This is a genomic window from Mesorhizobium sp. M7A.F.Ca.US.014.04.1.1, from assembly GCF_003998745.1.
Lineage (GTDB): Bacteria > Pseudomonadota > Alphaproteobacteria > Rhizobiales > Rhizobiaceae > Mesorhizobium > Mesorhizobium ciceri.
This window is the reverse complement of the sequence record NZ_RZRW01000632.1, coordinates 1-3,127: the sequence shown is the minus strand read 5'-3', so window position 1 is coordinate 3,127 and position 3,127 is coordinate 1. Positions and strand designations below refer to the sequence as shown.

Genomic DNA, 3,127 nt, shown 5'->3' with positions numbered 1-3,127 from the left:
TCGACCCCCCGTTTCAAGTGATTGCGGCCACCGGCGATATCCTGACACCGCCAGCCCTTTCGGAGGCGATCGCTGCGGCAATACCGGATGCCCGGTTTGTTTCAGTTCCCGGTGCGCATTTTCACCCCCTCGCCGACCCCGAAGGTCTTGCCGCCATCATTCGCCGTTTCATTGTCGAAGCTCACCTTGATCGCAAAGCATCATGATCGCTGACCTCAGCCCCGCCCTCCTCGACCCGCGCCTCAAGCCTGGCGCCGAGCTCCTCGCCGAAGGACGCGTCATGGCGCGCGACTGGCGCCTCGGCAGCTGCCGCTTCCTGACCGAGACTGGGATGCCGTCCGAAGCCGCATGGAAGCGCAAGGCAGCGGCCGAAAAGCGAGTCATGCAGCACGCCCATATCGGCTTCAGAAGCGTCGACCGCACCGTGGCCGCGATCGGCGAGGTGCATGAGCAATGCCGCAAGGCAGGGGTAACGGTCGACCGTTTCGGCATCACCCTCGACTGGTCGATGGGTTATCCCCAAGCCATGCGTGCAAAGGCCGCGCGCGGCACCGGCATCGTGCTCACCGGCCCCGAGGATTTCGCCCGCATCACCAACGCCGCGCCCGCTGCCGCGCATTTCGGCGACTTCATGCTCGGCCTGCCGGGCGCGGTGGAAAACACCCGCGCCGCCATCGCCGCCGGTGCAACGGCCATCGGCAATCTGGGGCAGTATTTCACCTTCCGGCTGCCCTACTGGGACGATGATGTCGCGACCACCGAAGCGACCGTCACCGCCCTCGGCCTGATTGCCGCGCAGGATGCCGAAATCCTTGTCCATTCCAATCTCGACGACGGCTTCGCCGGGCTGTTCATCGACATGGCCTGCGCGCTCGGCATGGTGCTGGTCGAAAAGCACATCGTCGAGGATCTGATCGGCGCGCGGCTCGGCCATTGCTACGGCCACCACTTCAGCGATCCACTGTCGCGCGCTGCCTTCCATGCCGCGCTGGTGCGGGTCAGCGATACGCCGGGCACCATGATCTTCGGCAACACCGTTTCCTACCAGTCGACCCCGGCAGGCAATTACGCAACCCTGGCGAGTTATCTCCTGGCCGACATACTGGCTGTCGGGCGATGGCCCTCCGGCCATGCGATCAATCCGGTACCGGTAACCGAGAACCAGCGCATTCCCGATGTCGACGAGATCATCGACGCACAAACCTTCGCGCACCGGCTCACGCTGCACGCCCCCTTCTACGACCCCGTCTTCGACTGGGCCAGGGTGGAGGCGATGGCCGATGTGCTGGTCGAAGGCGGGCGTCGCTTTGCCGGTGCCGTCATGAAAGGGCTGGCCGAGCGCGGGGTGGATACCGAAGACCCGGCCGCGCTGATGTTCGCCATCCGCCGCATGGGGCCGAAGCGCATGGAGGCGCTGTTCGGCCCGGGCGCGGACGGCATCCGCGGACGCACGCCGCTGATCCATGCCGAATGGGCGCGCGAGCTCAACCACAAGGCCGTCGCCTGGGTCGCGACGCAAAAGCCGCTGGAAAGCCCTAGACCCCTGACCGTCTGCATCGGCACGACCGACGTGCATGAGCACGGAAAATATCTCGTCGAACAGGCGCTTGAAGGCCTGGGCATCGTCATCGCCGATGCCGGTGTGGCCGTCGACCCGGAAACACTCGTCGCCCGCGCCGCCGAAACCGGGGCCGATGCGATCGCCGTCAGCACTTACAATGGCGTGGCGCTGCGTTATGCACAGGCGGTGAAAGCAGCGATGGCGGCACGCGGACTTGCCTTGCCGGTGCTCATCGGCGGACGATTGAACGAAGTGCCCAAGGAGTCCAATTCGGGCCTGCCGGTCGACGTGACCAAGGATATAGCAGACCTAGGCTGCCTGCCCTGCGCCGACCTCGACGAGATGCTGCGTGCCCTGCGTTCCATCCGGCCCGTTGCCTGAAACGGGCAGGCTTCGTCTTACGCAACGACAGGGGCGTGCCTTACCAGGCGGTCATGCCGCCGTCGACCGTCAGGATCGAGCCGGTGGCGAAAGAGGATTCGTCACTGGCGAGCCACAGGATTGCATTTGCGATTTCAACCGGCTGCGCGACGCGATTCATCGGTGAGCGCGCGTTCAATGCCGCGACAAACCCCTGAGGATCGGGATGGGTTTCCAGCATGGTTTCGAAATAGCTCGACCAGGTCACACCCGGTGCCACGGCGTTGACGCGGATCTTGTCCGCAACATGGTCAAGCGCCATGGCACGCGTCAGCGCCGCGACGCCGCCCTTGGAGGCGACATAGGCCGCCCGATCGGCAAGTCCGACATGGGCCACGTTGGAAGCGGTGTTCACGATCACCCCGCCGCCGCCCGCGGCCATGACGGGAATGACATATTTGGAGCAGAGAAAGACGCCCTTGAGGTTCACGGCCATGAGCGCGTCCCAATCCGCCGCCGCGGTGGTGACAACCGAACCGCGTATGCCGTAACCGGCATTGTTGACCAGAATGTCCACCCGGCCGAAGGCCTCTTGCGCGCGGCGCACCATCGTCGCCACGGAGACTTCGTCCGAGACGTCCGCCTCCCAGGCCAGCGCTCCGGTCCTGCCGGCCACCTCGCCGGCCCGCGCGCCGTCGCGATCGACGACCAGAACGCGCGCGCCCTCCTTCGCAAACAGTTCCGTGACGGCCGCGCCGATACCGGCGCCGGCTCCGGTGACGATGGCCGCCTTGCCCTCCAAACGCATGATCGATCCCCTTTTCACAAACTTGTTTTGCCCTATCTTGCAGAAGCGCTTGCAAAGTGTCGACACTTTTGTATTTAATTTCGGCACGAACTCGGGGATATCGGTGAAAAACACTCCTTCCGTCGAACAACATCTGGAAATCTATCGCCGGATGCTGCTGGTGCGGCATCTCGAAGAGGGCCTTGGGGCGCTTCACAAGGAAGGACGCACGCGCGGTCCGATCCATCGCTGCGATGGCCAGGAAGCCGTCGGCGTCGCCGCGACCGCCGTGCTGGAGGCCGGCGACAAGGTCGCCACCACCCATCGTGGCCACGCGGTCTATATCGGCAAGGGCATGGCCGTGCACCCGGTGGTGGCCGAGATCTTCGGGCGGGCCACCGGTGCCTGCGGCGGGCGCG

3 protein-coding genes and 1 pseudogene are annotated in these 3,127 nt (G+C 65.2%); 3 read left to right on the top strand and 1 reads right to left on the bottom strand.

Features of this window, described 5'->3' with window-relative positions; genetic code table 11:
- Together EOA22_RS28960 and EOA22_RS28955 are read left to right on the top strand one after the other, a co-directional pair.
- Window positions 1–206: pseudogene (locus EOA22_RS28960) on the top strand (hypothetical protein); the annotation flags it as partial.
- The gene (locus EOA22_RS28955) at window positions 203–1,942 is read left to right on the top strand and encodes a cobalamin-dependent protein (protein ID WP_063168736.1); all 1,740 of its coding nucleotides are present in this window, start codon (window positions 203–205) and stop codon (window positions 1,940–1,942) included. The pseudogene EOA22_RS28960 and the gene EOA22_RS28955, both read left to right, overlap by 4 nt.
- Before the next feature lie 40 nt (window positions 1,943–1,982).
- On the opposite strand, the gene EOA22_RS28950 is transcribed toward EOA22_RS28955, so the two are convergent.
- Window positions 1,983–2,729: an SDR family oxidoreductase gene (locus tag EOA22_RS28950; protein ID WP_063168737.1), complete on the bottom strand. Its 747-nt coding sequence runs from the start codon at window positions 2,727–2,729 to the stop codon at window positions 1,983–1,985.
- Between EOA22_RS28950 and EOA22_RS28945 the strand changes: the two genes are divergently transcribed.
- Window positions 2,704–3,127, top strand: a 424-nt coding sequence (locus EOA22_RS28945; protein WP_245478714.1) for a thiamine pyrophosphate-dependent enzyme, incomplete at its 3' end; no start/stop codon positions are given. The genes EOA22_RS28950 and EOA22_RS28945 overlap by 26 nt on opposite strands.

Excerpts from the sequence above, each read along its gene's own strand:
- EOA22_RS28955 (WP_063168736.1), top strand. The coding sequence starts at position 203 with ATGATCGCTGACCTCAGCCCCGCCCTCCTCGACCCGCGCCTCAAGCCT.
- EOA22_RS28950 (WP_063168737.1), bottom strand. The coding sequence starts at position 2,729 with ATGCGTTTGGAGGGCAAGGCGGCCATCGTCACCGGAGCCGGCGCCGGT.